18 protein-coding genes are annotated in these 22,102 nt (G+C 68.8%); 2 read left to right on the forward strand and 16 right to left on the reverse strand.

The features are described 5' to 3' along the window. Positions 1-8: 8 nt before the first annotated feature. From AC3ENQ_RS10730 to AC3ENQ_RS10785, 12 genes are all read right to left on the reverse strand, one after another. Positions 9-785 carry an electron transfer flavoprotein subunit beta/FixA family protein gene (locus tag AC3ENQ_RS10730; RefSeq protein WP_431804429.1) on the reverse strand — a complete coding sequence of 259 codons (777 nt, stop codon included), beginning with the start codon at positions 783-785 and terminating at the stop codon, positions 9-11. A gap of 135 nt (positions 786-920) precedes the next feature. Next, the gene (locus tag AC3ENQ_RS10735; protein ID WP_431804431.1) at positions 921-1,697 is read right to left on the reverse strand and encodes an enoyl-CoA hydratase-related protein; all 777 of its coding nucleotides are present in this window, start codon (positions 1,695-1,697) and stop codon (positions 921-923) included. 4 nt (positions 1,698-1,701) lie between these two features. After that, positions 1,702-2,856, reverse strand: coding sequence for an acyl-CoA dehydrogenase family protein (locus AC3ENQ_RS10740; protein WP_431804433.1), 1,155 nt, complete (start codon positions 2,854-2,856; stop codon positions 1,702-1,704). Between the two features lie 122 nt (positions 2,857-2,978). After that, positions 2,979-3,428, reverse strand: coding sequence for a hypothetical protein (locus AC3ENQ_RS10745; protein WP_431804435.1), 450 nt, complete (start codon positions 3,426-3,428; stop codon positions 2,979-2,981). Positions 3,429-3,436: 8 nt separating this feature from the next. After that, a complete protein-coding gene (locus AC3ENQ_RS10750) occupies positions 3,437-4,021 on the reverse strand; it encodes a DNA/RNA non-specific endonuclease (RefSeq protein ID WP_431804513.1) in 585 nt (194 codons plus the stop codon). 1 nt (position 4,022) lies between these two features. After that, positions 4,023-4,721, reverse strand: a complete 699-nt coding sequence (locus AC3ENQ_RS10755) for a WXG100-like domain-containing protein (RefSeq protein ID WP_488185855.1) — start codon at positions 4,719-4,721, stop codon at positions 4,023-4,025. A gap of 133 nt (positions 4,722-4,854) precedes the next feature. Further along, positions 4,855-6,060, reverse strand: coding sequence for a thiolase family protein (locus AC3ENQ_RS10760; protein WP_431804439.1), 1,206 nt, complete (start codon positions 6,058-6,060; stop codon positions 4,855-4,857). A 63-nt stretch (positions 6,061-6,123) separates the two neighbouring features. Then, the gene (pulA, locus tag AC3ENQ_RS10765; protein WP_431804441.1) at positions 6,124-12,195 is read right to left on the reverse strand and encodes a pullulanase-type alpha-1,6-glucosidase; all 6,072 of its coding nucleotides are present in this window, start codon (positions 12,193-12,195) and stop codon (positions 6,124-6,126) included. A 129-nt stretch (positions 12,196-12,324) separates the two neighbouring features. Further along, positions 12,325-13,515: a bifunctional 2-methylcitrate synthase/citrate synthase gene (locus AC3ENQ_RS10770; RefSeq protein WP_431804443.1), complete on the reverse strand. Its 1,191-nt coding sequence runs from the start codon at positions 13,513-13,515 to the stop codon at positions 12,325-12,327. Positions 13,516-13,537: 22 nt separating this feature from the next. After that, the gene (gene prpB, locus AC3ENQ_RS10775) at positions 13,538-14,437 is read right to left on the reverse strand and encodes a methylisocitrate lyase (protein ID WP_431804445.1); all 900 of its coding nucleotides are present in this window, start codon (positions 14,435-14,437) and stop codon (positions 13,538-13,540) included. Positions 14,438-14,582: 145 nt separating this feature from the next. Beyond that, positions 14,583-16,109 (reverse strand): MmgE/PrpD family protein, encoded by a 1,527-nt coding sequence (locus AC3ENQ_RS10780; protein ID WP_431804446.1) that lies wholly within the window; start codon positions 16,107-16,109, stop codon positions 14,583-14,585. A gap of 4 nt (positions 16,110-16,113) precedes the next feature. Then, complete coding sequence (locus AC3ENQ_RS10785; protein ID WP_431804448.1) at positions 16,114-16,782, reverse strand: GntR family transcriptional regulator; 669 nt, start codon at positions 16,780-16,782, stop codon at positions 16,114-16,116. Positions 16,783-16,896: 114 nt separating this feature from the next. Here AC3ENQ_RS10785 and AC3ENQ_RS10790 point away from each other — a divergent pair, with 114 nt between their 5' ends. Continuing rightward, positions 16,897-17,022, forward strand: a complete 126-nt coding sequence (locus tag AC3ENQ_RS10790) for a hypothetical protein (RefSeq protein WP_431804450.1) — start codon at positions 16,897-16,899, stop codon at positions 17,020-17,022. A 220-nt stretch (positions 17,023-17,242) separates the two neighbouring features. Further along, positions 17,243-17,779 (forward strand): ribonuclease H family protein, encoded by a 537-nt coding sequence (locus AC3ENQ_RS10795; protein WP_431804452.1) that lies wholly within the window; start codon positions 17,243-17,245, stop codon positions 17,777-17,779. A 276-nt stretch (positions 17,780-18,055) separates the two neighbouring features. On the opposite strand, the gene AC3ENQ_RS10800 is transcribed toward AC3ENQ_RS10795, so the two are convergent. Genes AC3ENQ_RS10800 through AC3ENQ_RS10815 form a run of 4 tightly spaced genes read right to left on the reverse strand, consistent with a single transcriptional unit; the run spans position 18,056 to position 22,051 of the window. Next, positions 18,056-19,069, reverse strand: a complete 1,014-nt coding sequence (locus AC3ENQ_RS10800) for an aldo/keto reductase family protein (protein WP_431804454.1) — start codon at positions 19,067-19,069, stop codon at positions 18,056-18,058. A 9-nt stretch (positions 19,070-19,078) separates the two neighbouring features. After that, a complete protein-coding gene (locus AC3ENQ_RS10805) occupies positions 19,079-19,567 on the reverse strand; it encodes an NUDIX hydrolase (protein WP_431804456.1) in 489 nt (162 codons plus the stop codon). Positions 19,568-19,594: 27 nt separating this feature from the next. Then, on the reverse strand, positions 19,595-21,406 hold the full coding sequence (locus AC3ENQ_RS10810; protein ID WP_431804458.1) for an oleate hydratase: 1,812 nt from the start codon (positions 21,404-21,406) through the stop codon (positions 19,595-19,597). A 51-nt stretch (positions 21,407-21,457) separates the two neighbouring features. After that, the gene (locus AC3ENQ_RS10815; protein WP_431804459.1) at positions 21,458-22,051 is read right to left on the reverse strand and encodes a TetR/AcrR family transcriptional regulator; all 594 of its coding nucleotides are present in this window, start codon (positions 22,049-22,051) and stop codon (positions 21,458-21,460) included. Between the last annotated feature and the right edge of the window lie 51 nt (positions 22,052-22,102).

Below are 22,102 nucleotides of genomic sequence, written 5' to 3' on the forward strand. Positions count from 1 at the left end.
GCGCCCCTTTACGCCAGTCGGTTCTCGATGAGGTAGGCGGCGAGCTTCTCGCCCGCATCGCCCTCGTCGACGATCTTCACGCCCGCACCGCGCGGCGGCTTCTCGCTCACCACCGTCAGGATCGACTGCGGCGCGGATGCCGGATCGACGTCGACGCCGAGGTCTTCGAGCGACACGGTCTCGAACGGCTTCTTCTTCGCCGCCATGATGCCCTTGAAGTTCGGGAAGCGCGCGTCGGGCAGCGCCTCGGTGATCGAGATCACCGCGGGGAGAGCGGCGGTGACCTGCGCGGTTCCGCCGTCGGTCGCCCGCGTGCCGGAGACCTCGGTCTCGCCGATCGTCACCGACGACAGTGCGGTCGCCTGCGGAACACCCAGGTGCTCGGCGAGCATCGCCGGCAGCACACCGCCCGAGCCGTCGGTGGAGAGGTTGCCCGTGATCACGAGGTCGAAACCCGTCCGCTGCGCGGCGGCCGCCAACACGCGAGCGGTGATGCCGAGGTCGGCTCCGACGAGCGCCGGGTCAACGACCTGCAGCGCGGTCGCGGCCCCCATCGCGAGGCCCTTGCGGATCGTCGCCGACGCCTCTTCGGAGGCCATCGAGACGACGGCCACCTCCGTGCCGGGGTTCTTGTCGGCGTAGCTCAGGGCGACTTCGAGCGCCCGCTCGCCGATCTCATCGAGCACCCGCTCGGACGCGCCGCGGTCGGCGAGCCCGGTCTCCAGGCTCAGCTTGCGGTCGCCATAGGTGTCGGGGACTTCTTTGACCAGCACCACGATCTTCATCGGTTCTCCTTCGCGATGGGGACATTCTACGAGATGCGACGCAGTGTCGCGAAACCTGAGACTCAGGTTCACGCCGCGATGCATAACGCGATATGGCGGCAGCGGGATGCCGTGCCGTCCGGCATCCCGACCCGCTCAGCGGTTCGTGAAGGTGGCGGCGCGCTTTTCGCGGAACGCGGCCATGCCTTCCTTCTGATCTTCGGTGTCGAACAGGCCCGCGAACGCTTGACGTTCGAAGCGCAAGCCCTCGGCGAGCGAGCTCTCCAGCGCGGCATCCAGCGCCGCCTTCGCCGCGAACAGCGCCACGAGCGACTTCGCCGCGATCTCCTGCGCGACCTTCTCGGTCTGATCGAGCAGGTCGGATGCCGGGAGGACCCGCGACACCAGCCCCGCCCGCGCGGCCTCATCGGCGGTGATCAGCCGCCCCGTGAGCACGAGGTCGGCGGCGACGTACGGGCCGACCGCGCGCACGAGGCGCTGCGTGCCGCCCATGCCGGGGATGACGCCGAGCGTGATCTCCGGCTGACCGAAGCGTGCGGTGTCGGCGGCGAAGATGATGTCGCACATCATCGCGAGCTCGCACCCGCCGCCGAGCGCATACCCCGACACCGCGGCGATCACCGGCGTGCGGACGGCGGCGAAACGCGCCCACGATCCGAAGTGATCATCCATGAGCATGTCGCGACCCGACTTGCCCTCCATCTCCTTGATGTCGGCGCCTGCGGCGAACGCGCGCTCGCTTCCGGTCACGACGATGGCGCCGATGCCGGGGTCGGCGTCTAACGCCTCAGCGGCGGCGACGACGTCGCGCATCACCTGGGAGTTCAGGGCGTTCAGCGCGTCGGGGCGGTGGAGGGTGATCCAGCCGACGCGTCCTCGCGTCTCGGTCAGGATGGTGGCGTACTCGGTCATGGGTTCACCCTATGACCGAGCGCCCGATGACGACCCGCATGATCTCGTTCGTCCCCTCGAGGATCTGATGCACGCGCAGGTCGCGCACCACCTTCTCGATGCCGTAGTCGTGAAGGTAGCCGTAACCACCGTGCAGCTGTAGCGCCCGATTCGCGACGTCGAACCCGGCATCCGTCGCGAAGCGCTTGGCCATCGCGCACGGGACGGCCACGTCGCGGTCGCCCGCATCGATCGCGCGCGCCGCGTCGCGCACCAGCGCACGGGCGGCGGTGAGGTCGGTGGCCATGTCGGCGAGCGTGAACACGACCGACTGGCGTTCCGAGAGCGCCTCACCGAACGTGAACCGCTCGTGCACGTAGCGCACGGCGCGGTCGAGCGCCCACTGAGCGCCGCCGATCGAGCAGGCCGCGATGTTCAGCCGACCACCGTCCAGACCCTTCATCGCGATGCGGAAGCCGCCACCGACCGATCCGAGCACCGCGGATGCCGGTACCCGCACCTCGTCGAGGATCACCTGCCTGGTCGGTTGCGCCTTCCACCCCATCTTCCGCTCGTGCGACCCGAACGAGAGCCCTTCGGAGTCCGCCGGCACGAGAAACGCCGTGATGCCCTTCGCTCCCAGTTCGCCGGTGCGTGCCATGACGACGTAGACGGCGGCCTCTCCCGCCCCGGAGATGAACTGCTTGACGCCCGTCAGCACGTAGTCGTCGCCGTCTACGATCGCCGAGGTCGCGATGGCGGCGGCATCCGACCCCGCGCCGGGCTCTGTGAGGCAGTAGGCGCCAAGGTCCTGCATGGTCACAAGGCGTGGCAGCCACGCTTCACGCTGGGATGCCGTGCCGAACGCGTCGATCATCCAAGCGACCATGTTGTGAATCGACACGTACGCGGCGATCGTCGGGTCACCCATCGCGAGCGCTTCGAAAATCGCCACGGCGTCTTCGCGGGCGAGGCCAGCCCCGCCGATGTCGTCGCGCACGTAGATGCCACCGAGTCCGAGCTCGCCCGCCGCAGAGAGGACGTCGCGGGGGAACCGTTCTTCGCGATCCCACTCGAGGGAATGAGGCGCGAGGTTCGATTCCGAGAACTCGCGCACAGCGTCGAGGATGGCCGCGCGCTCGTCTGCGGTCAGGGTGGTCGGGGTGGCAGTCATGCTCATGTAGTCACGTCCTCGTGAGACATTTCGACATCATCGTCGGCGCCCGGTAGGGCATGTTGCTCAGACTACGTGACCGCGCGCCGATGCGCGAGGGTCCCGACACCAGCTCGCCGGGCCTTCGGTCAGTCTCCTGGAATCAGTTTCGGAGCACGGTCACCCAACCAGTACTCGATGCCCTCGATCTGCGACTTCTCACGCCCGCCGGGACCATAGAGCTCCTCACGGGACAACTGAAAGTCCAGCTTCCCGCCCTCCACGATGTACTCCAACCGGTACTCCGTTGGCGCCGGAATACCCGCCGCAGTGAACGCATCGGCTGCTGCTTCCATGTCGTCCATCAGGAGGCTCTGCATCTCCCTCACCGTGCCGACACTGGCATCCGTACCGACAAGGTCGCTCGGAAAAACCACAACGCCGTCCTGCTCGAAATAGGCATTGGCCGTCGACGCACCGCGCTCATCCGAACCGTATATGTAGTACGCCGTCACACCCGGCGCGTCCCCCGCGTACTCCGCCGCCAACGACACCCACGACGACGCCAACTCCTGCAGAATCCGCTTCTCTTCGTCCACTCTTGCTCCTACTGTCTAAACCTCAATGTTGGCGTCGGCTTACCGTCGATGAACGAGTTGATCACAAACCTCGTCGGCCGCCCCGTGGCATCACTGACGATGTTGATCTCGACGTCCGTCACGGTACCACCCTTGCTGAGAGCGTCTGCCCACCGGTTCTCGAGCTTCTTGAACGTGCTCAGATTGTGCGTCGATAGCTGGCTGACGATGTTGTCGATCTCGGGCGAACCGCCGAAACGGTCGCCGATCAGATGCCCGGCGTGGTCGCCCGGCAGCTTTCCCGGCGTGTTCCCGTCATGATGCAGACGCTTCTCGCGGCCGGTCAGGTGAAGGTTGTCGGCCTGCACCCGGTCGATGTAGCCGTTCTCGTCGGTGTGGTAGCGGTAGTTGTATTCGCCCGTCGTGTAGGAGTGATTCTTCTTCAGCGTGCCGTCGGCTTCGAAATGATCCATATCGTTCGTACGTCGCCGGTTCTGCTGGCCCTGCCGGCCGGCCTTGACGGGTACCTGCGATATGTCGTCCATTACCCGGGCCGCACTCCGCACAGTGTCGACGATCACCTCGCCGACTTCGTTTAGCACGTCGCGTCCCATGTCAATCACCGCCCAGATTGATCGTCGCGAGGTCGGCGATCAACCGCCCCGTGAGGGTGTCGATGTCGGAAGCATGCTGCTCCAGTTCACCCTCCGCCTGTTCGAGCGCCTCGAGATCGGCGTAGTACTCATCGGGATCACCGACGATCGCCTCGACCATCGGCGCGTCGAGCGCGGCCATGATCACGGCCGGCAGTTCGTTGGCCAGGGGCTCGATCACCGTCGGCAAGATCTGAGCCAGCACCTCCTCGACGGCGGTGTCGACCGCGGCGTTCAAGAGCCGCTTCTTGATGATGAGCATGGGGCCGGCGCCGGCGGCGGTGATCGGATTCGTGAGCATCGCCATCAACGCGATCATCGTCGTCGTCACATCGGCGATGCACTTGATCTTCAACGCGAGGACCGCGCCCGCAGCCACGTCGGTGCCGACCGGAACGGGGCCGAGAATGTCGAGGAGACGTTGCAGGTTCTGCGACCGGTTCACGTTCCAGGCGTTCACGAACGCCGGCCCGGCCTGCCCGCGCATCGACGCGGCGATGTCGCCGTTCACCTTGCGGTCGATCGCCTGGATCCGGCCCTCGAGCTCGCCCGTGAACGTCCCGACGATCCGCCCGACACGGCGAAGCTCATCTTCATCGACGTCAGGCCAATCGAACCCGAGCTTCTCCATCACCCAGATCAGCTCGTTCGGCAACATCATGCCCACGTGGAAACCTCCGCATTCGAACCTATGCGGCGAGACGCGGATTGCGGAAGAGGCAGATCGCGGGGCGTTTCGACTCGCTACGCTCGCTCAACGAACGGGGGGTGCGCTCGCTCAACGACCGGGGGGGTCAGAGACGCTCGATGATCGTCGCGTTCGCCATACCGCCGCCCTCGCACATCGTCTGCAGCCCGTAGCGGCCGCCGGTCGCCTCGAGGGAGGCAAGAAGCGTACCCAGCAGCCGAGTGCCGCTCGATCCGAGCGCATGGCCGAGGGCGATCGCGCCTCCCCACGGGTTGAGCTTCGCGGCATCCGCCCCGACCTCCGCCGCCCACGCGAGCGGCACCGACGCGAACGCCTCGTTCACCTCGTACGCATCGAGATCGTCGATTCGAAGACCGCTGCGCTCGAGGATCCGACGCGTCGCGGGGATGGGCCCGGTGAGCATCATGAGCGGGTCGTCGCCCACCACCGCGAACGCGTGGAACCGCGCGCGCGGCGTGAGCCCCAGCTCGAGCGCTTTCTGCTCGCTCATGATGACGACCGCGGATGCCCCGTCGGTCAGCGGCGAGGAGTTGCCCGGCGTGATCCTCCAGTCGACATCAGGAAAGCGCGTAGCCATCTCTTCCGTGCGGAACGCTGCGGGAAGACCCGCGAGGCCCGCCGTCGTGGTGCCGGGCCGGACGGTCTCATCGACCGCGACCTCTCCGGCATCCGTCACGACCGGCAGCAGCTGCGACAAGAACCTGCCCTGCGCCTGCGCCTCGGCGGCGCGTTCGTGGGACTCGGCCGCGAACGCATCGAGGTCAGCGCGGCTGAGGCCCCAGCGCTCCGCGATCAGCTCCGCCGAGACCCCCTGGTTGACGAGCCCCTCGGGGTAGCGTGCGCGCAGCCCTGGTGAGAAGGGCGACCCGGCGCCCGATGCCGCGAGGGTTGTCGCCGCACCGAGCGGCACCCGGCTCATCGACTCGACGCCGCCGGCGATCACGATGTCGTACTGGCCCGCCATGACCCCCTGCGCCGCGAAGTGCGCGGCCTGCTGGCTCGATCCGCACTGGCGGTCGATCGTCGTCGCGGGAACGCGCTCGTCGAACCCGGCTGCCAGCACCGCCTGCCGGGCGATGTTCATCGCCTGTTCGCCGACCTGGCTCACGCATCCGAGGAGCACGTCGTCGACCTGCGTGGAGTCGAGTCCGTTGCGCTCGAGCACGGCGCGCAGCACGCGGGCTGCGAGATCGACCGGATGGATGCCGCTGAGCGCCCCGCCCGGCTTGCCGCGCCCGGAGGGGGTACGGACGGCGTCCACGATGACAGCGGTGCGGGCGGCGATGCTCATGGCATCCATCATGCCGCGCGCACGGCGGTCGGCGACGCGGACGGGCGCTGAGGTGGGGGCCGGTCAGTAGGCGATGATCGGCAGCACCCCCTTCGCGCGCGCGTCGGCCCATCCGGGCGCGCCGTCGAACGTGACACGCAGAACGTGGATGCCGCGGGACACCTTCGGGACGGTCGCCGAGAATCGTCCGCGGTCACCCTCCCGCAACTCGACCGTCGCGACGACCCGACCGTTGTCGGTGACCGTCACCGTGCCGAGCGGGGCGCTGCGATCATCGGCGAAGACCTTCCCCGACACCCCGACCGAGGCGCCGCTTCGAACGATCAGCCGATCGGGCTGCGCGATCAATCGCGTCGCGACGTCCTGCACCTGGGGCTCGGTGAGGACGGCGACCGAACGGGCGGGCACGGTCAGCGTGCCGGTCGCGGCATCCCACCCGGTCGTCTTCACGACGGCATCCGACCCGTTCGCCTGCGCGGCGGTGAGCGCGAACGGGCGCCCGGTGAGCGTCGGAAGCTGCTGCGTCGTCGCCTCCGGCGACGCATTGAACACGACGAGCGCCCCGGCGAGCTCAGGGTCGACGTCCTCTCCGACGAGGTCGTCGATCAGCATGACGATGACACCGGGAGTCGCTCCTGGCCCGCTCGTCGGGAACGACACCTTCTGCGCGATGCGCTCGGCCGACCCGAGCCGCAGCAACGGCACCTCGTTGCGCACACGCAGCAGGTCGAGGGCGGATGCCTCCGCCGCCGCGATGTCGGCGGCCTGCGGCTTCAGCGCGGGGTCGGCGAGCAGCGGCTGCATGAGAGGCCACTTCTCGCGGTTGTCGGCGGCGGGGGGAAGCCCCGAGCCGAACGTCGAGGACTGCCCGGTCCAGTCGATGCGGTTGAACCAGTCGCCGGAGTCGAAGCTGTTGCGATCGAGCGATTTCGACCGCAGCAGTTCGGTGCCGGCGTGCCAGAACGACGGCGTCTGCGAGAGGGTCACGGTTGCGAGCGAGAGCGTGTTCATGCGCACGCGGTCGGCCATGGAGGTATCCGTCGGCAACTTCAGCACCCCGAGGTCGTACAGGGTCTCGTTGTCGTGCGCGTCGACGTAGGAGATGATCTCGCCGGGCTCTGCGGCGTAGCCCGCCGCCTGCCCGTTGTAGTCGAGCTCCGAGCCCTTCTTCACCGTGCCGTCGGCCGTCGTGAAGGCGAAATCGGCGAGATTGCCGGCGAGGCCGAGTTTGACGAGGTCGGTCTGGTGCGCGAGAGCTGCCAGCGCCTGCTCGGGCGTCCCGTTGACCTCGTTGCCGTTCGAGTCGGTCGCCAGTCCCGTGCCGTACCCCTGACGGAACGTCGATCCGCTGTCGACGGGACTGCCGCCGTGCACGGCATCCCGCAGCCGGTCACTGAACGTGCCGATGCCCGTCCCGCCGAGGTTCCCCTGACGTGCCTGCACGAAGAGGGCGTCGTCGGCGACCTCGCCGAAGTTCCAGCCCTCGCCGTAGAGGTAGACCTTCTTCCCGTCGACACCGTCTTTCTTCAGGGTGAGCTCGTCGAGCGCCGCACGCACGGCGAGCATGTTGTCCTTCGAGTGGTGGCCCATGAGATCGAATCGGAACCCGTCGACCTTGTACTCCCGGGCCCACAGCACGACCGAGTCGACCATGAGCTTCTGCGCCACCTCGTGCTCTGTCGCCACGTTCTGGCAGCAGGTCGAGGTCTGCACCGCCCCGTTCGCGTCGAGCCGCTGATAGTAGCCGGGCACCACCTTGTCGAGCACGGAGGTGTCGCCCTGACCGGCGGCGGAGGTGTGGTTGTACACCTCGTCGAGCACGACCTGCAGGTCCATCGCGTGCAGTGCTCCGACCATCGAGCGGAACTCGCTGACCCGCGCACCGCCCTCGGGGTTCGTCGCGTACGAGCCCTCGGGCGCCTGGTAGTGGTACGGGTCGTAACCCCAGTTGAAGCCGTCGCGCGCAGCCACGGCCGACACGCACGCCTGCTGCTGGTCGGAGTCGGGAGCGAACGAGGCGAGGTCGCAGTCGGGCACCGCCTGCGCCGCACGATCCTCCTCGATCGTCGCGATGTCGAACGAGGGCAGCAGGTGCACCGTGTTGATGCCGGCCGCGGCGAGTTGCTTCAGCTGCGCCGTGCCCGCCGACTCGCGAGTGAAAGCGAGGTAGGTGCCGCGCTCGTTCTCGGGCACCGTCTCGTCGGTGATCGAGAAGTCACGGATGTGCAGCTCGTAGATCGCCCGGTCGACGTCGCGGGTGATCACGGGCGCCTTGGTCCTCGCCCAGGTGGCCGGCTTCCACGCGCGGTCGTCGAGGTCGACCGCGACCGAGCGCGTCGAGTTCGTCGTGAGCGCCACGGAATAGGGATCGGTGACGCGATTCGTCTCGATCTTGCCGGTCGTCGGCGCGTAGACCGCGACCTCCCACAGGTACTCGTCGCCCGTGAGGCGTGTGCCGCCCTTCACCGTCCAGGTGCCGGATGCCGCATCGAAAGCGGCGTCGTGGCGGACGGGTTCGGCCCCGTCGGAACCGGCATCCCACGTCAGAAGCGTCGCGGTCTGAGCCGTCGGAGCCCACACCCGGAACGTCGTCGCGCGCTTCGTGAACGACACACCGAGAGCGTCGTCTTCGACGGCATCTGCATACAGGTCGTCGAGGACACCCGGGATCTGCACGCCGGTGAAGGCGGCGAGCTCTCCGTCGGCGTCGCGCTGGGCGACGGCCAGCTGACCGCGCAGGAGCGCCGCCACGGCATCCCGGTCCTGCCCGTCCACGTGCAGCGCGACGTATCCGGAGAGGGCGGGGAACCGTGCGCGCTGCGCATCGGTAAGGCCCGACTCGATGCGGGTGAGGGCGACGGCGTCGCCGCCGGTCACGGCGCCGTCCGACACCGCCAGCCCGGCGGACGCCGACCCGTACAGCTCCCACGTGGCGCCGGCGGGGTCGGCGCCGAGTTCGCCCGGCCAGGCGAGGGTTTCGGCGTCGATCCAGTGCGCGCGCGACTGACCCGTGCCCTCGAGCGGCGGGTCGGCGGAGATGATCTCGAGCTGGTGCGTCGAGGAGTCGTAGCGGAAGGCGACGCGCTTGCCCTTGGTCGCCGAGAACGCGATGTTGGGCCCGTCTTTCACCCCGCCGGCGCCGTAGTTCTCGTCCCAGCTCAGACCGTGCGCGACCTTCAGCTCGTAGGAACCGGTCGGCAGCTTCGTGGTGGAGAAGTCGTACACGCCGTCGCGATCACCGTCGAGCATGAGCGCCCGCAGGCAGTCGGGAGCCCAGTCTCCCGCGCACCCGAGCTCGGACTGGAACGAGCCGGCAAGCGTGACGACGGGGCCTTCGGCGCTCGACTGCACGACCTTCGTCAGCGGGTCGAACCAGAAGGTGAGCGCGCCGCCAGCGTGGGTGATCGCGATGTTAGGACCGCTGGCGACACCGTTCGCGCCGTAGTTCTCATCCCAGCTGCGCTCCGTCGCGACCTTGTACTCGTACGTACCCGCGGGGAGGTCAACGCTCAGCCGCCACACGCCGTCGACGAGGGTCATCTGCGCCTGGTCGCAGTCGGGAGCCCAATCACCCGCGCACCCCATCTCGGAGTTCAGTGACCCCGCGATGCTGACGGTGTCGTAGAGCGTCGGCTCCTCGGGCTGTTCGGGCTCCGGATCGTCGACGAGGTTCACCCGGTTGCCCACCGACGCATACGTGGATGCCGCGGAGCGGTGGCCGGCGGCATCCGTCGACACCGCGCGATACTCGACGAGGGTGCCGGCGGCGAGACCGGAGACGTGGTGGAAGACGCCGGGGGTCGTGTCTTCCGCCGTGCCCAGCGCCTGCCACTGGTCGTCCCCGACGACCCGCCATGCGAAGCTCGTCTGCCGCCACGACTGGTCGGCGGTCGCCGCGACCGGCGCCTGACCGGAGAGGCCCGCGCCGGCCGCGGGAACGGTCACCTCGATCGGTGCGGCGGCCTCGGGCGCGGTGACCGCGCGATCGGCCTGATAGACCACGGCCGACAGGGCGGGGACGGTGAAGGATGCCGCGGCATCCGCACCCGTCGAGACGGTGCCCTCCGCTCCGTACCGCGCGGCGAACGACCCCTCCGCCGTAAGCGTGGGCACCGTCACCGTCTGCGCACTCGCCGTGTTGTTGAGGGCGACGAGGTACTCGACCTTCTCGTCGGCGTCGACGCGAGAGAACGCGTACACACCGCCATCGGCGTAGCGCTCGATCTGGGCGCCGTCGACGAGGGCGGGGTGGGCCTTCCGGAGCGACGAGAGGCCCGCGACGCGCTCGTACACGGCGGTGTCGGTCGCGTACCGGTCCACGGAGCCGGCGGGCGTCCCGTCGATGAGGGTCTGGTCCCGGTACTCGGCGACCTGGCTCGCGAACAGCGACTGGCGCGCACTCTTGTCGTTTCCGGCACCGACGCCCGTGAAGCCCTGCTCGTCGCCGTAGTAGACGACGGGCTGGCCGCGGCTGAGGAACATCAGATCGTGTGCGAGCAGGTCGCGCTGCTCCGCGTCGGCGGTGTCTTTCAGGAAGTAGCCGATACGGCCCATGTCGTGATTGCCGAGGAAGGTCGGCAGCGCCGTCGCCGACGAGTCGGGTGTCGTATAGCGATCGTCGCCCGCGAACAGCTTCTGCAGCACGGCCGCATTCCCGCCCTTCGCGTAGCTCGTCGCGGCGGACTGGAAGCCGAAGTCGAGCACCGAGTCCATGTCGGTGTCGCGGACGTACGGAGAGAGCACGGCCGGATCGGCGTCGTACACCTCACCGAACATGAAGAAGTCGGGCTTGCCCTGGCTCGCGGCATACGCGCTGATCTTCTCGGTCCACTGCTGCCAGAAGGGGAAGTCGACGTGCTTGGCCGTGTCGATGCGGAAGCCGTCGATGCCGAGGTCGATCCATGCCGTGTAGATGTCGGCGAAGCCGTCGACGACGGCCGGGTTCTCGGTCATCAGGTCGTCGAGGCCCGAGAAGTCGCCGTACGTCGTCGACTCCCCCGAATACGTCGAGTCTCCGCGGTTGTGGTACAGGGTTACGTCGTTCAGCCACGCGGGGACCTTCACGTCGGCCTCGGCCGGGTCGACCACGGGCGTGTAGGGGAAGCTCGTCGCGGCATCCATCGCGGGGAACGTCCCCGTGCCCGCGTAGTCGGCCGGGTCGAAGGGCGTGCCCGCGGCATCCGTGTACGGACGCGTCGCCTGGTCGATGTACCCGTACTCGTTCTGGGCGTAGGAGATGACGTCGGCGGTGTGGTTGGTGATGATGTCGAAGTAGACGTCGATGCCGCGCCCATGCGCCTCGTCGATGAACGCCTTCAGCTCGTCGTTGGTGCCCAGGTGCGGGTCGATGCGCGTGAAGTCGGTGATCCAGTAGCCGTGGTACCCGGCGCTCGCGTTCTCGCCCTCGCCCTGGACGGGCTTGTTCGCGAAGCTCGGGGTGAGCCAGATCGCGGTGGTGCCGAGCCCCGCGATGTAGTCGAGGTTCTGCCGCAGGCCCGCGATGTCGCCGCCGTTGTGAAAGCCGGTCGAGGTCGGATCGAACCCGGTCGCGAGGCGGTCGCCCGCGAGGCCCCCCGCGTCGTTCCCGGCATCCCCATTCGCGAAGCGGTCGGTCATCACGAAGTAGAACTGCTTGCCGTCGCCCTCCTGCCGGACGGGCGGCGCGACGAGCGCGTCGTCGGCGGCGGAGTAGTCGGATGCCAGCGACTCCACCTCGATCGCGAGGCGATGCGATTCGTCGTCGTACACGAAACGGAGAGTGGCCGGCCCTGCGATGGTGAGCGGGATGTTCGCGCCGCCCGCCGCGCCCTCCGCGCCGTAGCTCTCGTCCCAGCCGCCTCCGAGCGCCACCTTGTAGGCGTATGTGCCGGCGGGCACCTCGAAGGTCTGCGCGTACAGGGCGGTGGCGCCGTCGACCGGCACGAGCGCCGTGGCTGCGCAGCCCGGGTCCCAGTCGGCGCCGCAGCCGAGCTCGCTCTGCAGGTCCCCGACGAGCACGGGGCTGCGCTCCGCGGCGAGCGTCGGGGTAGCGGCGAGCGCTACAGCGCCGGCGGCGACGAGGATCGCGCTGGTCGCGAGGGCGAGGGCACGGCGTGCGGCCAGGAAGCGGGTCAACGTCGACGCGGGGTAAGGCACAGTGGGCTCCTGAGGGGTGCGGGCACGGCGATGTGCCCGAGTGCGGTCGCCTCCGAGAATACTGTGACCGGTCACAGGCCGGGATGAGAAACCTCTCATCCCGGGCGGCGACGCGTGGCGCGCCGGGGCTCAGCCCTCGGCTTCCGCAGCGCGCAGCGAGATCGCGGCCGTGCCCGCCTCGTCGACGAAGCCGTCGATGTGGCGCTCGTCGGGTCCGACATACACCGACAGCGGGCGGATGAGCGCGTTCGACGCGGCCTGCTCCATGATGTGCGCCGTCCATCCGACGACCCGCGCCGCCACGAACAGCGGGGTGAAGGTCAGCGTGTCGAAGCCCATCAGGTTGTACGCCGGGCCGGAGGGGTAGTCGAGGTTCGGGTAGATGCCCTTCCGCTCGACGAACTCGCGCTCGAGCGTCGCGTACAGCGCCTCGACGTCGGGCCGGTCGTAGTAGTCGATGAGGGTGTCGAGCGCGGCCTTCATCGTCGGCACCCGCGAGTCACCGCGCTTGTAGACGCGGTGCCCGAAGCCCATGATCTTGCGCTTGTGCGCGAGGGCGTCATCGAGCCAGGGCACGACGTTGTCGGCATCCCCGATCTCATCGAAGATGTGCAGCACGGCCTCGTTCGCCCCGCCGTGCAGCGGACCCTTGAGAGCGCCGATCGCGCCGACGACGGCGGAGTACAGGTCGCTGAGCGTCGAGGTGATGACGCGCGCAGTGAAGGTCGACGCGTTGAAGGAGTGCTCCGCGTAGAGGATCATCGAGCGGTTGAACGCGTCGACGACGATGGGGTCGAACTCCTCGCCGAAGGTCATCCAGAGGAAGTTCGCCGCGTAGTCGAGGTCGTCGCGCGGCGGGATGAGGTCCTCTCCGCGGCGCCGGCGCTGCCCGTACGCGACGATCGCGGGAAGGGCGGCGAACAGGCGGATGCTGCGCTCGAGGTTCTCCTCGGGAGACCCGGTCGCGTCGAGCACCGACCCGGTGCCGGCGAGGTCGCGCGCACCGATGACGCTGACGGCCGAGCGCACCTCGTCCATCGGGTGCGCGTCCAGCGGTGTCAGATCGATCACCGTCTTGACGTCGTCGGTGAGCGCGCGATGGGCGCGCTCGGTCGCGCGCAGGGCCGCGAGCTGCTCGGCATCCGGCAGATCACCGTTCCACAGCAGGTACGCGACGGCTTCGGCGGACTGTGTGCCGGCGAGCTCGTGCACGGGGTAGCCGCGATAGAGCAGCGAGTTCGTCTCGGGGTTGACCTTGCTGATGGCCGTGACGTCGGCGACGACGCCCGCGAGGCCCTTGTGGATCTCCTGGTCGGTCATGCTCACTCCTTCGTGGGGGGGGTTACCGGTCGATGGTGAAGTTGAAGACGTTCGTGTCGAAATGGCTGTACGCCTCGTAGTCCAACAGGTCGTACAGGTCGGCGCGGTGCTGCATCTCGCCGAGGCGGGCGGTGAGGCTGCCCTCGTCGTTCAGCGTATCCAGCGCGCGGCCCGCCGCGCCCATCGCCATCCGCAGGAGCGACACGGGCCAGATGACGATCTGCACCCCGGCATCCCGCAGCTGATCGACGGTGAACAGGTCGCTCTTGCCGAACTCCGTCATGTTGGCCAGGATCGGCACGTCGACAGCCTTCGCGACGGCCTCGAACTCGTCGAGGCCCGTCATCGCCTCGGGGAAGATCGCGTCGGCCCCGGCATCCACCAGCGCCTTCGCGCGGGCGATCGCGGCATCGAGCCCCTCGACGGCGCGGATGTCGGTGCGCGCCATGATGAGGAAGTTCGGGTCGCGGCGGGCGTCGACGGCGGCGCGGATGCGCTTGAGGGCCGTGTCGTCGTCGACGACCTGCTTGCCGTCGAGGTGGCCGCACCGCTTCGGGTTGACCTGGTCTTCGATGTGGGTGCCGGCCAGTCCCGCGTCTTCGAGTGTCTGGATCGTGCGGGCGACGTTCATCGGCTCGCCGAAACCGGTGTCGGCGTCGATGATCGCGGGGAGCTCCGTCATCCGCGCGATCTGCTGGCCGCGGCCGGCGACCTCGGTCAGCGTCGTCAGCCCGATGTCGGGAAGGCCCAGGTCGGCGGAGAGCACGGCGCCCGAGATGTAGACGCCCTCGAACCCCCTCTGCTCGATGAGCCGGGCCGACAGCGGGTTGAACGCTCCCGGGAAGCGCAGGAGCTCTCCTGCCGCGAGGCGTTCGCGCAGGATCCGCCGCTTCTCGGCGGCCGGTGTCTGGCTGTAGAGCATCAGTTCACGTCCCTTTCAAGGCAGGTGCGAGCGGCCCGCTGTTCGTTTCGCAGGAAATCTTGCTCGACAGGACCCGATTCGGGCCCGCCCGCGGCGATTGTCGGCAGAAGTCCTGCGAACCGAACGCGATCGGCGGCGGACGGCATCAGAACAGCCCCTTCGGAGTCGGCACGGAGTCCAGCACGCCGTCCTTGGCGACGATGTTGAGCTCCTGCACCTCGGCGGGGGTCAGCTCCGGCAGGCGCTCGGCGAGGCCGAGGAACCGCTCGATCTCGGCGGGGGTGAGCACCGGCTCGGCGAGCAGGCGGAACTTCGCGACGTAGTCGGCGCGGGCGAAGGGCCGGGCGCCGAGCGGGTGCGCGTCGGCGACGGCGATCTCGTCGACGATCGTCGACCCGTCGGCGAGGGTGATCTCGACCCGCCCGCCGAAAGCCTTCTCGTCGGGGTCCTCGGAGTGGTAACGGCGGGTCCACTCGGCATCCTCCGCCGTCGTGATCTTGTGCCACAGGGCGACGGTGTCCTCTCGGCCCGCGCGCTCGGGCGTGTACGAGTCGACGTGGTGCCAGCCGCCGTCCTGGAGGGCGACCGCGAAGATGTACGGGATCGAGTGGTCGAGAGTCTCGCGGGAGGCGTTCGGGTCGTACTTCTGCGGGTCGTTCGCGCCGGAGCCGATCACGTAGTGGGTGTGGTGGCTCGTGTGAAGGACGATGGATGCCACATTGGCCGGGTCGGCGATCTCGGGGTGCTCGCCGTGGAGCTTCCGGGCGAGGTCGATCCACGCCTGGGCCTGGTACTCGGCGGAGTGCTCCTTCGTGTACGAGTCGAGGATCGCGCGCTTGGCCTCGCCGGGGGCGGGCAGCGGCACGTCATAAGACGCGTCGGGGCCGTCGAGCATCCAGGCGATGACGCCGTCCTCGCCTTCGTAGATGGGCGAGGGCGAGGTCTGCCCGCGCATCGCGCGGTCGACGGCCTCGACCGCCATCTTGCCGGCGAAGGCGGGAGCGTGCGCCTTCCAGGTGGAGATCTCGCCCTTGCGCGACTGGCGGGTCGCGGTCGTCGTGTGCAGCCCCTGGCCGACGGCCTGGTAGATCGTCTCGACGTCGAGGCCGAGGAGGGTTCCGATGCCGGCCGCGGCCGAGGGACCGATGTGCGCGACGTGGTCGATCTTGTGCTTGTGGAGGGAGATCGCGCGGACGAGGTCCATCTGGATCTCGTACCCCGTCGCGATGCCGCGGACGAGCGCCGCACCATCCTTGCCGGTGTGCTGGGCGACGGCGAGGATCGGCGGGATGTTGTCGCCGGGGTGCGAGTACTCCGCGGCGAGGAAGGTGTCGTGGTAGTCGAGCTCGCGCACGGCGACGCCGTTCGCCCAGGCTGCCCATTCGGGGCTCGTGAGGGTCTCGTTCGGCTCGCCGAAGATCGTCGACCCGTGGCCGCCGCGCGAGACGGGGTGATCGAGCGCCTGCGCGCGTGCCGCCGTGACCGGCCCGCGGGTGAGGGATGCCGCGGCGACGGCGGCGTTGTCGATGACGCGGTTGATGATCATGTCGACGACGGCGGGCTCGACCTCGACGGGGTCGGCGGCGACCTCGGCGATCTTGTAGGCGAGCTGGTCCTCACGCGCGAGGTTCTCGTCGGAGCGGTGGACGCGGACGTGGTGGGTGACGGTCATGGGGCTACTTTCCGGTCGTTGAGCGAGCGAAGCGAGTCGAGACATCGCCGCCCTCGAGGGAGGCGAGGATCGAGCTCAGGGCGTTGTGCAGGTGGACGTGGGTGGCGTGGGCGGCGAGATCGCCGTCGCCGGCAGCGATCGCCGCGGCGATGAGGCGGTGCTCCGCGACGGATGCCGCGAGCCGGTCGGGGTTGTCGCGGGCGAGCCGGCGCACGCGCACGAGGTGGGTGCGCACGGTGCGGAGGGCGGAGGTCAGGTAGTCGTTCGACACCGCGGCATCCAGCGCATCGTCGAACCGTGCGATGAGCGCGTAGTACGCGTCGGGGTCGGCGGCGGCGTCGGTCGCCTCAAGGGCCGCGGCGATGTCGGCGAAGACGCCCGTGGTCGAGGTGCGCGCGGCGGCGAGGCGCGCGGCGGTCTCTTCGAGCGCGCGGCGCACTTCGAAGAGGTCCCGGATGTCGTCGGCGTCGAGGTCGCTCACGACGGTGACACGCGGGGATGCCTGGACCACGAGCCCGTCGGCGGCGAGGCGCCCGAGGGCCTCGCGCAGCGGCGTGCGGCTCACTCCGAGGCGGGTCGACTGCTCGACCTCACCGAGCACGGCGCCCGGGGCGAGGACGCCGGACTGGATCTCGTCCAGCAGCGTTGCATAGGCCCGGTCGCTCGCGCGCATGGGATCATTGTATACATAACGCGGAAGAACCAGGGAGAGAAGCGGGTATGCTCCTGCGAGCGTATACAGATCCGCACGGCGTGGTGCGCGCCGACACAGAAGACGCCGTACGCCATGACACGCACCTCGCCGGTCGCCGCCTCAGGACCCGAACAGGTCGCCGTCGTCCACTTCAGATTCTGGTCCGCCCACCTCGACTTCCTCCGACTCCTCGCCAAGAACGGGCTGCTTCACACCTAGAACGCCGTCATCCCCGACGTCGCCGAACGGTCCGGGAGTCCCCACCGGCCGGACGGGGCGCGGAGCGGTTACACGCTCGCCATGATCGCGGGCGCCTACGACAGCCTGCTCGTCGCGTGGCTGCGCCGTGGCGCGCACGAGTCGCCGGAGGAGATGGCTCAGGTCGTCGCCGCCCTGCAGTGGTCGGGGCGGGCGAACCGTCATCGACTACCGTCGAGGGGTGACCTCCTCCCCCGACAGCTACACCGTGGCCACCGACGGAGCCTGCAAGGGCAACCCTGGGCCGACCGGATGGGCGTGGGTCGGCGAAGACGGCCAGTGGGCGGCGGGGGCGATTCCCGTCGGCACGAACAACATCGGCGAGCTCATGGGCCTGCTGAAGGCCATCGAAGACCACGCCGACGTCGCGCACCTCGTCGTGCAGGCCGACTCGAAGTATGCGATCGACTCGTACTCGTCGTGGATGGATGCGCACCGTCGCCGCGGGTGGAAGACCTCGACCGGCGCCCCCACGAAGAACCGCGACCTGCTCGAGCAGCTCATCGCTGCCCGCGACGCCCGGCGCGACGCGGGTCTTCCCGACGTCGTTCTCGAGCACGTGCGCGGGCATCGCGGCCATGTCCTCAACGAATGGGCCGACGAGCGCGCCGTGCGCGGCGCGGAGCACGCGGCGAAGGGCACCGCGAGCGCGTGGTCGTCACTCGGCGGCCTGCACCCGGTGCTCAACGTGAGCGCGGCGCCGGCGAAGAAGCGCTGACGCCCGGCGCCGGCGGCGCGCAGGGTCGGCCGCGCCGGGAGGCGTGGCGTTCGGCGCGCGTCACGTTCCGAAAGACGCGCGTCCCGTTCCGAAAGGCGCGCGTCGCGCTCCGAAAGGCGCGCGTCCCGTTCCGAAAGACGCGCGTCACGTTCCGAAAGCAGGGCCGATCGCGCCCGACGAGGCGCGGCGCACCCCCGGGTGCCGGTTGGCCCTGCTTTCGGGACGCTTCGTCCCGCTGCGAACGCGATCGCGGCGGCGCGGGTCAGGCGACGCGGGTCAGGCGACGCGCGTCTTCGGCGAGACGGTGTAGGTCTCCTCGGGATCGGTCACGGCGACGGATGCGAGCGCGTCGTTGACGGCGGCGTAGGTCGCATCGTCGAGCGTGATGTCCGAGGCCTTGACGGTGTCTTCGAGCTGCTCGGGGCGCGAGGCGCCGACGAGCGCGGCCGAGATGTTCGGGTTGTGCAGCACCCACGCAAGCGAGAGCTGCGGCACCGTGATGCCCGCTTCCTCCGCGATCGGGGTGAGCTTCTGCACCGCTTCGAGCACGTCGTCGGTGAGGAACCGCTTGATGAAGTTCGCGCCGCTCTTCTCGTCGGTCGCACGCGAGCCCGCCGGCACGGGCTGACCGGGCAGGTACTTGCCGGTGAGCACGCCCTGCGCCATCGGCGACCACACGATCTGCGAGATCCCGAGCTCCTCGGAGGTCGGGATGACCTTCCCCTCGATGACGCGCCACAGCGCCGAGTACTGCGGCTGATTCGAGACCAGCTGGAACCCGAGTTCGGTGGCGAGGGCGTGGCCGTCGCGCAGCTGCTCGGCGGTCCACTCGCTCACACCGATGTAGAGGGCCTTGCCCTGACGCACGATGTCGGCGAACGCCTGCATCGTCTCTTCGAGCGGCGTCTCGTAGTCGTAGCGGTGCGCCTGGTACAGGTCGACGTAGTCGACGCCCAGGCGGCGGAGCGAACCATGGATGCCGTCGAAGAGGTGCTTGCGCGACAGCCCGGTGTCGTTCGGGCCCTTGCGTCCGATCGGCCAGTACACCTTCGTGAAGATCTCGAGGTTCTCGCGCGGCTGCCCGGCGAGCGCCTTGGCGAGGACGACCTCGGCGGCCGTGTTGGCGTAGGCATCCGCCGTGTCGAACGACGTGATGCCGAGGTCGAGCGCCTTGTGCACCGTCGCGATCGCGGCCTCGTCGCCCACCTGCGAGGCGTGCGTCACCCAGTTGCCGTAGGTGATCTCCGAGATCTTGAAGCCGCTGTTGCCGAGGTACCGATAGTTGACCATCCCCCCAAGCTAGCGGGCCTCAGCGATACGGAGGGCGAGATCGTCGAGCGCGGGGCGCTGCCCGGCGACCAGGCGCGGACGGGCCTCATCCAGCGGCATCCATTCGGCGCGGTCTACTTCGGGGAAGCTCTTCCTGCGGCCCGACCGGGGCGGCCACTCCATCTCGAACCGTCCGAACTCCTCCGAAACGAAGGGGGATGCCGGAAATCCCGCGCCGTCCCCGATGAACACCGTGACCCGCTTGCCGGACGCATACGCGTAGGTGCCGAGCTCGCCCTCATCGAGGGGCGGCGGCTCGACGCCGAGCTCCTCCCGGAACTCGCGCACCGCGGCATCCCGTGCCGACTCCGCCTCAGGGTCGTATTCCCCTTTCGGAATGGACCACGCCGCCGCGTCCTTCCGCGCCCAGAACGGGCCTCCCATGTGCGCGACGAGCGCCGACACCCCGCCCTCCGGTGCGACCCGGTACAGCAGGATGCCGGCGCTCGTCGTCCTCATTCGCGCGGCATTCTCACGCCCACTCCATCACGCGATCGCGTCGTCGTGACGCGGGCGCGCCTTCGTGTCGCCGTGCTCCGGGAAGAGCCCGAAGTCCGTGGCGAGCTGACCCATCTGGGTGTTGTCGAGCTTGTCGAGGAGCTTGCCCTTGATGAAGTTCGGCCCGGGGATGTTGACCGAGTCGCCGTCGGCGAGGCGCGTCGTCGCCTTCATCAGGTAGCGGATGTCGTAGGTCGAGTTGAAGACCTCCGGCACGCCCCGCTCGATGTCGAGCAGCTGGTACGTCGCCTCCATGGCGGTGCGCACCGAGTACTCCGTCGTGAAGATGCAGTCGCGGGTCGTCTCGGCGAACTGGCCGATGAACGCGAAGTTCACCGACCCCTCGGGCACGACCTGCGGGCGGTCGCCCGCCTGGCGCGGCATGAAGAACGACGTCACGTACGGCATCATGACCGGCACCGTCTTGGCCGCGTTCTTCGCGAGCTCGGGGATCTCGTCCACGGGAACGCCGATGTGGTACAGCCACTCCTGCGCGATCTCCTCACCGGTGCACTCCTGCATCGGCTTCTTGACGAAGTCTCCCTCCTCCTCGACGAACAGGCCGTAGACCCACACGACGACCTCGTTCGGCTTCTGGGCCTTGAAGTGGGGCTGGCGGTTGATCGTCCAGCTCATGAGCCACGACGAGTCCTTGGCGGTGACGATGCCGCCCGTGACGACCTTGCCGGTGAAGGGGCTGCGCTGCGTGATCTTCTCGATGTGCGCGGGGATGCGCTCATCGAGCGTCGTGACCGTCGCCGACTCCCACTTCGTCTTCTGGATGTCGCCGCAGAAGACCTCGGGGCGACCGAAGTCGGGAGACTTCTTGGCGATCTTCTTCCAGAGGTCCCACGCGGGCGCCGGGCCGTCCTTGATGACCGCCGGGGTCTCCTGGTCGCCGTCGTCGGAGTTCTCGGTGAGCGATCCGATCGTCACGAGGCAGAGGTCGTTCTCGGTCAGGTCGACCCCGCCCACCTCGCCGTCGCGGGTCACCCAGTCGATGCGCGTCGCCTGCTTGCGACCTTCGGAGATGTCGAACTGGATGTCGGTGACCTCGTGCTCGAACAGGAAGGTCACGCCCTGGTCGAGCAGCCACCGGTACATCGGCAGCACGAGCGACTCGTACTGGTTGTACTTCGTGAACTTCAGCGCCGACAGGTCGGGCAGTCCGCCGATGTGGTGCAGGAAGCGGTGCAGGTACAGCTTCATCTCGAGCGCCGAATGCCACGGCTCGAACGCGAACATCGTGCGCCAGTACAGCCAGAAGTTCGAGTTGAAGAACTCGTCGGTGAAGACCTCCTCGATCGTCTTGTTCTCCATCTGCTCACGGGTCGCCATGATGATGTTGACGATCTCCTTCTGCCCCTTCTCCGACAGGGTGAAGAGCTTGTTGGAGTGGGCATCCTGCCCCTGCTTCTCCGTGACGCGGCACAGCGAGTAGTTCGGGTCGTCCTTATTGAGCCAGTAGAACTCGTCGAGCACGCTGGCACCCTCGATCTCGAGCGAGGGGACCGAGCGGAAGAGGTCCCACAGACACTCCATGTGGTCTTCGAGTTCACGCCCGCCACGGATGACGAAGCCCTTCTTCGGGTACTTGATGCCGTCGAGCGCGCCACCGGGGAGCTTCAGCTCCTCGAGGATCGTGATGCGGTCTCCCTTCATCTGCCCGTCGCGGATCATGAAGATGGCGGCGGCCATGTTGCCGAGGCCCGCGCCCACGAACCACGCCGACTTGTCGTCGACTCCCGCAGGCTTGCGGGGCCGGGCGAACGCTTCGTAATTCCCACTGCTGTAGTACATCGGTTTCCCTTCGTGGTGGAGCCCTCTCGGGCTCGCGTGGAGCGGTGGCGATCAGGCGGGAGTGCTCGATCGTCGGATGGACAGGCCGGAAGTGATGAGGTCGAATTGGGCGTGCAGGTCGGCGACGCCGCGCGACTGGGTGACGTCGGTGACCGCAAGGCTGAGCGCCGCGAACGCCGTCTCCGCGGCGAGCCGCGGCATCGGGTCGCCGGCGGCGACGTCGAGCGTGCGCGCCAAGACGCCGGCGGCGGCGTCGCGCCACGCGCCGACGAGCGCGCGACCGCGGTCGCGGTGCGGCTCGCCACTCGGGCCGTAGAGGAGCGCCCGCTGGTAGTGCGCCGTGTTCTCGCCCTGCGCCGCGGCGAACGCGATCACCGGGTCGGCGAGCGCCGCAAGAGCGGCGGCGGGATCATCGAGGGCGGCGGCGGCGCGGATGCCGTCGTCGATCGCCTCGGCGAAGCGGTCGTTCAGCACGAGGAGCAGCAGCTCGCTCTTGGTACCGGCGTAGCGGAAGAGCGTCCCGGCGGCGATGCCGGCCTCGCGCGAGATGCGCTGCGTCGTGACGGCGTCGTAGCCGTCGGAGGCGAAAAGACGCGCGGCGACCTCGATGATGCGCGCACGGGTGGCCTCGGACTTACCGCCCACCTTCGGGTCGATATCCCGAACACCACTCATCACGCACCCCCTGCGCTCGAT

The sequence above is a fragment of the Microbacterium sp. bgisy203 genome (assembly GCF_057706945.1).

Coding starts and splice junctions, on each gene's coding strand:
- AC3ENQ_RS10730 (WP_431804429.1), bottom strand. CDS start 785: ATGAAGATCGTGGTGCTGGTCAAAGAAGTCCCCGACACCTATGGCGAC.
- AC3ENQ_RS10735 (WP_431804431.1), bottom strand. CDS start 1,697: ATGACCGAGTACGCCACCATCCTGACCGAGACGCGAGGACGCGTCGGC.
- AC3ENQ_RS10740 (WP_431804433.1), bottom strand. CDS start 2,856: ATGAGCATGACTGCCACCCCGACCACCCTGACCGCAGACGAGCGCGCG.
- AC3ENQ_RS10750 (WP_431804513.1), bottom strand. CDS start 4,021: ATGGGACGCGACGTGCTAAACGAAGTCGGCGAGGTGATCGTCGACACT.
- AC3ENQ_RS10755 (WP_488185855.1), bottom strand. CDS start 4,721: ATGATGTTGCCGAACGAGCTGATCTGGGTGATGGAGAAGCTCGGGTTC.
- AC3ENQ_RS10760 (WP_431804439.1), bottom strand. CDS start 6,060: ATGAGCATCGCCGCCCGCACCGCTGTCATCGTGGACGCCGTCCGTACC.
- AC3ENQ_RS10770 (WP_431804443.1), bottom strand. CDS start 13,515: ATGACCGACCAGGAGATCCACAAGGGCCTCGCGGGCGTCGTCGCCGAC.
- prpB (WP_431804445.1), bottom strand. CDS start 14,437: ATGCTCTACAGCCAGACACCGGCCGCCGAGAAGCGGCGGATCCTGCGC.
- AC3ENQ_RS10780 (WP_431804446.1), bottom strand. CDS start 16,109: ATGACCGTCACCCACCACGTCCGCGTCCACCGCTCCGACGAGAACCTC.
- AC3ENQ_RS10785 (WP_431804448.1), bottom strand. CDS start 16,782: ATGCGCGCGAGCGACCGGGCCTATGCAACGCTGCTGGACGAGATCCAG.
- AC3ENQ_RS10790 (WP_431804450.1), top strand. CDS start 16,897: ATGACACGCACCTCGCCGGTCGCCGCCTCAGGACCCGAACAGGTCGCC.
- AC3ENQ_RS10800 (WP_431804454.1), bottom strand. CDS start 19,069: ATGGTCAACTATCGGTACCTCGGCAACAGCGGCTTCAAGATCTCGGAG.
- AC3ENQ_RS10805 (WP_431804456.1), bottom strand. CDS start 19,567: ATGAGGACGACGAGCGCCGGCATCCTGCTGTACCGGGTCGCACCGGAG.
- AC3ENQ_RS10810 (WP_431804458.1), bottom strand. CDS start 21,406: ATGTACTACAGCAGTGGGAATTACGAAGCGTTCGCCCGGCCCCGCAAG.